A 3,889-nucleotide genomic window follows, 5' to 3' on the forward strand; every position below is an offset into this window, starting at 1 on the left:
ATGACGGTTTCGTTGTCGTTCACGGAAATGGCGGCGGCTGGGGTGGCCGGGGCGGCGGGAGGATCGATCGGAGCGGCGGCGGGCGCGCTGGGCAGGGGCGCCGCGGGGGCGGTCGCCACGGGGGACGAAGTGGGCGCCGGGGTCGGTGGCGCGGTCGGTGCCGGCGTGGACGCGGAGGCGGCGGGCTCGACCGACTCGCGCGGCATCAGCAGCGCCGCGGGCGCGATCACGGTGTGGTCGGTGTCGACGGGGATGTCCGCGGGCTTGCGGCCGGCGCGCATCGAGAAGGTGTCGGGGAAGGTCGGGTCGATGAAGCTGATGTCGCGCTCATGCTGGACGGTCTCGGGACCGTCGTCATGGGGCGGCTCGGCGGTGGGCGCGGCGCGGTTGGCGGCGGTGTCCGGCGGCATGCGCTCCAGCGGCGCGGCACCGGCCGGCAGCGGCGCCGGCACGATGCGGGTCGCGTCAGGATCGAGCGTGGGATCGTCGGCGGGAGCCGCCGGCGCGCTGCCCGGCTTGGCCGAGCGGGGATTACCTTCTGATCGTGACATCGAACGCCTCGCCGCGGCGAGGATCGCCGCCCAGCCCGCATCCTCCGTGTCACGGGGATCGGGGGCAATGAACGAAAGTCACGAGGACGCTGTGGCAGAGCCGCGCAGGCCCTGCAGGTCCTCCAGGCGCCCTACCCGTCGACGTCCACCCGGAGCCAGGCCTGGGGATCGATGAAGCGCTGTAACCAGGCGTTCATGACGTCCTCGTCGGCCAGCTGGCCGTACATCGGCGAGCAGCTGGCCAGCAGCGCCGGCTTCAGCGCCTGCGCCACGGTCACCAGCGGCGCCAGGGATTCGTCGGCATGGATGTCGCCGCGCAGCGGTGCCGCGCCCGCCGCCAGCATGGTGGCATCGCCTCCGCGATGGACGAACACCTCGGCACCGGCCAACCCGGCCAGGGCCGCCGGATCGATGCCATGCGCCGCCGCGAAGCCATCGCCGACCAGCGTCAGCCAGTTGACGCCGGGCAGCCCGCGCAGCGCATCCCACTGCAGGATCGCGGGCTCCAGGATCTGGATCGCCCAGCAGCGGCGCGCCAGCGCCACGACGTGACGCGCCGCCATGTAGGCCGAGCCCTCCACGACGTCGAAGCACCAGCCCGCCGTGCCCCACAGCACCGGCAGGTGCGAGAGGCTCCAACGTGCCACCTCGGCGATCTGCCGGTTGGACGCATCGTCCGGGAATTCGAAGATCAGGTGACTGGCACGCTCCATCCCCATCGCCGGCCCGAGGTCGGCGATCTGCAGGGACATCGCGGTCCGGCCATGCTTGCCGTCGCCCGCGAAGGCGACGCAAGCCGCCGGATCGACGCCCGCTCGGCGCGCCCAGATGCGGCCGGAGCCGCCGGCCGGAGGCAGCCGCCACTGCGTCTCACCGCCCCGCCGGAAACGGTTCAGGTGCGCGGCGAAGGGCTGCTCGCGCAGCAATTCCCACAGGGTGTCGGGATCCATGTCCTGCCGGCTCAGGGATCCACGCACGAACACCGCCAGCTTCAGCCGGACGTCGACCCGGGCCTGGGCCCGGGCCACTTCCATCAAGGTCTGCAGGGCGGCCAACATCGCTCAGAACTTGCTGCGGGTCCAGGGCGTCGCGGCATTGGCCGGGTCATGGACGATGAACTGCATGCGCGGCGCGGCCGGCTCGGTGAAGAACACCCGCCCGCGCCCCTCGAAGGCACCGGCGGTCTTGAAGTTGTCCTTCACGACCTGCACGTCGCGCCCGACCAGCTCGGCCACGCCGTTCCAGATCGCGAACAGCAGCCGGTCGCCCAGCACCGCCACGTCGTTGAGCGGCAGCGGGTAACGACCGAATTCGGTGAAACCCGCCGCGCTGCCATGCAGCAGGCGGCCGCCCTCGCCGGACGCGCAGAGCATGACGGCGCGCTCGGGCAGCAGCGCGATGCCGCCCAGCGTCTCGCCAGGGCCCGGCGTGCCGGGGATGGGCAGATTGCGCCATTGCTGGCCGTCGAAATGCAACAGGGTGTCCACGGCGCCTACGGCGTACACATCGTCACCGGCATGGCCGCGGATCGTGCGGATGGTCTGGTCGGCGGAGCCGTCGCCCGCCCGGGTCTGCGTCCACGCCTTCCCGTTCCAGTGATACAGGTGCCCGCCGCGCGTCCCCACGTGGACGTCCGAATCGCCGCTGCCCCAGATCGCGGTGATGTTGGGCACCAGCCCCTTCACGCTGTCGCGGGGCAGCGTCGAGACCGTCCAGGCGGGGCCGCCGTTCATCACCTCGTAGTCCAGGTCGCCGCCCGGCGCGGCCCAGCCGGTGGCGGCGGTGGTGGCCACATGGCCGTCGGCGCTGCCGACCCACAGCTGGCCCGCGGGCGAGGCCCACAGCACCCGCAGCGCGTCATTGGTGTTGAGGATGGGCACGGCCGGATCGCCGGCCTTGCTGCCCGGCGCCAGCCGGTACAGGCTGCCCACGGCCGCGCCGATGTCCTCCGGCGGATACGACAGGCCCATGAACACGAGGCCGTCGGCCGTGTCCACGACCTGGTTGATTTCTTTCTGCAAGAGGGACTCCTTCGAAAACGTCTAGTGTCGCCGTGCCATCCGAGGCGGTGTTACATGATGTCGACGTCCATGTTCACCGCCTCCGCCTCGGCCTTCTGGGCCTTGGTCGCGGCCCAGGGATTGCGCAGCGGGGTCTCCGGCTTGACCGGCGGATCGAGCTTGGCGAACGACTCCGCGGCGGCCAGCGCGATGCACTCCGCCGCGGCCGCGATCAGGTTGTCGCGGTCGAGGTCGGGCCGATTGATCGTGCGCGTCGGCTTGCCCCGGGACAACGCATCCTTCGCGCCCTGCTTGTACTGCTCCATCCACTCGCTCATCGGCGCGTTGCGATTGGCCAGGTCGTTCTGCTGGGAGAACTGGCGCATCTGGTCCGTCAGGATCTTGTGCTCCATGCCTTCGCTCTGGCCGTCGCCGGCCATGAAGGTCAACGCGCCGCCGGTGCTGTAGCCCTCGCAGCCGGGGAACTTCGCGCCGCCTCGACCCAGGTCGTGCATCGCCGAGGTCGGCAGGATGTGTTCCGCCTGGTAGCCGTCCTTGGTCCCGACCATCTGCGAGTGGCTGCCGAATTCGATCGGCGGATCGAAGCACGCCAGGATCTCCGAGCACTTCATGTCCGCGATGGCGCCGGCACCGCCGGCCTTCATCACCTTCAACTGAACCATCGCGGCGCTGGTACCCATGGCCTCACATCTGGTTGCCCATGCCGGAGCTGCCGGTGTAGACCACCGCTTTGCCCTCGAACTGGACGTTGGGACTGCGTCGATGATGAAGGCGGAGGAGCCGATCTTCAGGCTGACCACTTCCTTCTGCGTGCCCGGCTGGTTGCCGATGCAGTCGTGCACGACCGCGTCGACGTGGAAGGTCGGCTTGCCGCCGATCTTGACGCCGCGCGTGTCGCCATCGAGCTTGCCCGAGCCCACCGGCGTGGTGATCGGATACGGGATCGGCACCGGGCTCGGCGCCGCGGGCGTGAGGCAGACGCTCGGATTCATGTAGACGATCACGTGGTTCGTCGACTCGCCGGCCACCTCGCGGAAATTCGCGTTGACGCTCATGCGGTCACCTCCCGCGGCTCGGCCGCCCGCGGCCGTGCGCCGGCCGCCGCCGGATCGCCCGCCGCCAGCAGCAGCGCGCCGCGCGCGCCGTCGTCGGCGCCGGCGGCCAGCACCGCGAACTCGTCGCGCGCCACGCCATGGGCCCAGTCCTGCAGCACCAGCGCCACCATCAGCGGCAACGCCGCCGCGCCGACGTCGCCCAGTTCCTTGAGCGGCAGGCGCAGGTCGGTGCCCGGATCGAGCACGTCGCCGAAACGCGCGA

At 71.1% G+C, this 3,889-nt stretch carries 4 protein-coding genes and 1 pseudogene; all 5 read right to left on the reverse strand.

All coding sequences use genetic code 11. The features are described 5' to 3' along the window. Window positions 1-551, reverse strand: a pseudogene (locus FUT87_RS24910) (hypothetical protein); the annotation flags it as partial. A 131-nt stretch (window positions 552-682) separates the two neighbouring features. Beyond that, entirely contained in the window at window positions 683-1,609 is a 927-nt protein-coding gene (locus tag FUT87_RS24915) for a type VI immunity family protein (RefSeq protein ID WP_147242740.1), read from the reverse strand. Window positions 1,610-1,612: 3 nt separating this feature from the next. Then, window positions 1,613-2,572, reverse strand: coding sequence for a hypothetical protein (locus tag FUT87_RS24920; RefSeq protein ID WP_091724468.1), 960 nt, complete (start codon window positions 2,570-2,572; stop codon window positions 1,613-1,615). Window positions 2,573-2,622: 50 nt separating this feature from the next. Continuing rightward, window positions 2,623-3,627 (reverse strand): PAAR-like domain-containing protein, encoded by a 1,005-nt coding sequence (locus tag FUT87_RS24925; protein WP_147242741.1) that lies wholly within the window; start codon window positions 3,625-3,627, stop codon window positions 2,623-2,625. Further along, window positions 3,624-3,889, reverse strand: a 266-nt coding sequence (locus tag FUT87_RS29405; protein WP_222617276.1) for a hypothetical protein, incomplete at its 5' end; no start/stop codon positions are given. The genes FUT87_RS24925 and FUT87_RS29405, both read right to left, overlap by 4 nt.

Source organism: Mitsuaria sp. TWR114 (assembly GCF_007997345.1).

Excerpts from the sequence above, each read along its gene's own strand:
- FUT87_RS24925 (WP_147242741.1), bottom strand. The coding sequence starts at position 3,627 with ATGAGCGTCAACGCGAATTTCCGCGAGGTGGCCGGCGAGTCGACGAAC.
- FUT87_RS24915 (WP_147242740.1), bottom strand. The coding sequence starts at position 1,609 with ATGTTGGCCGCCCTGCAGACCTTGATGGAAGTGGCCCGGGCCCAGGCC.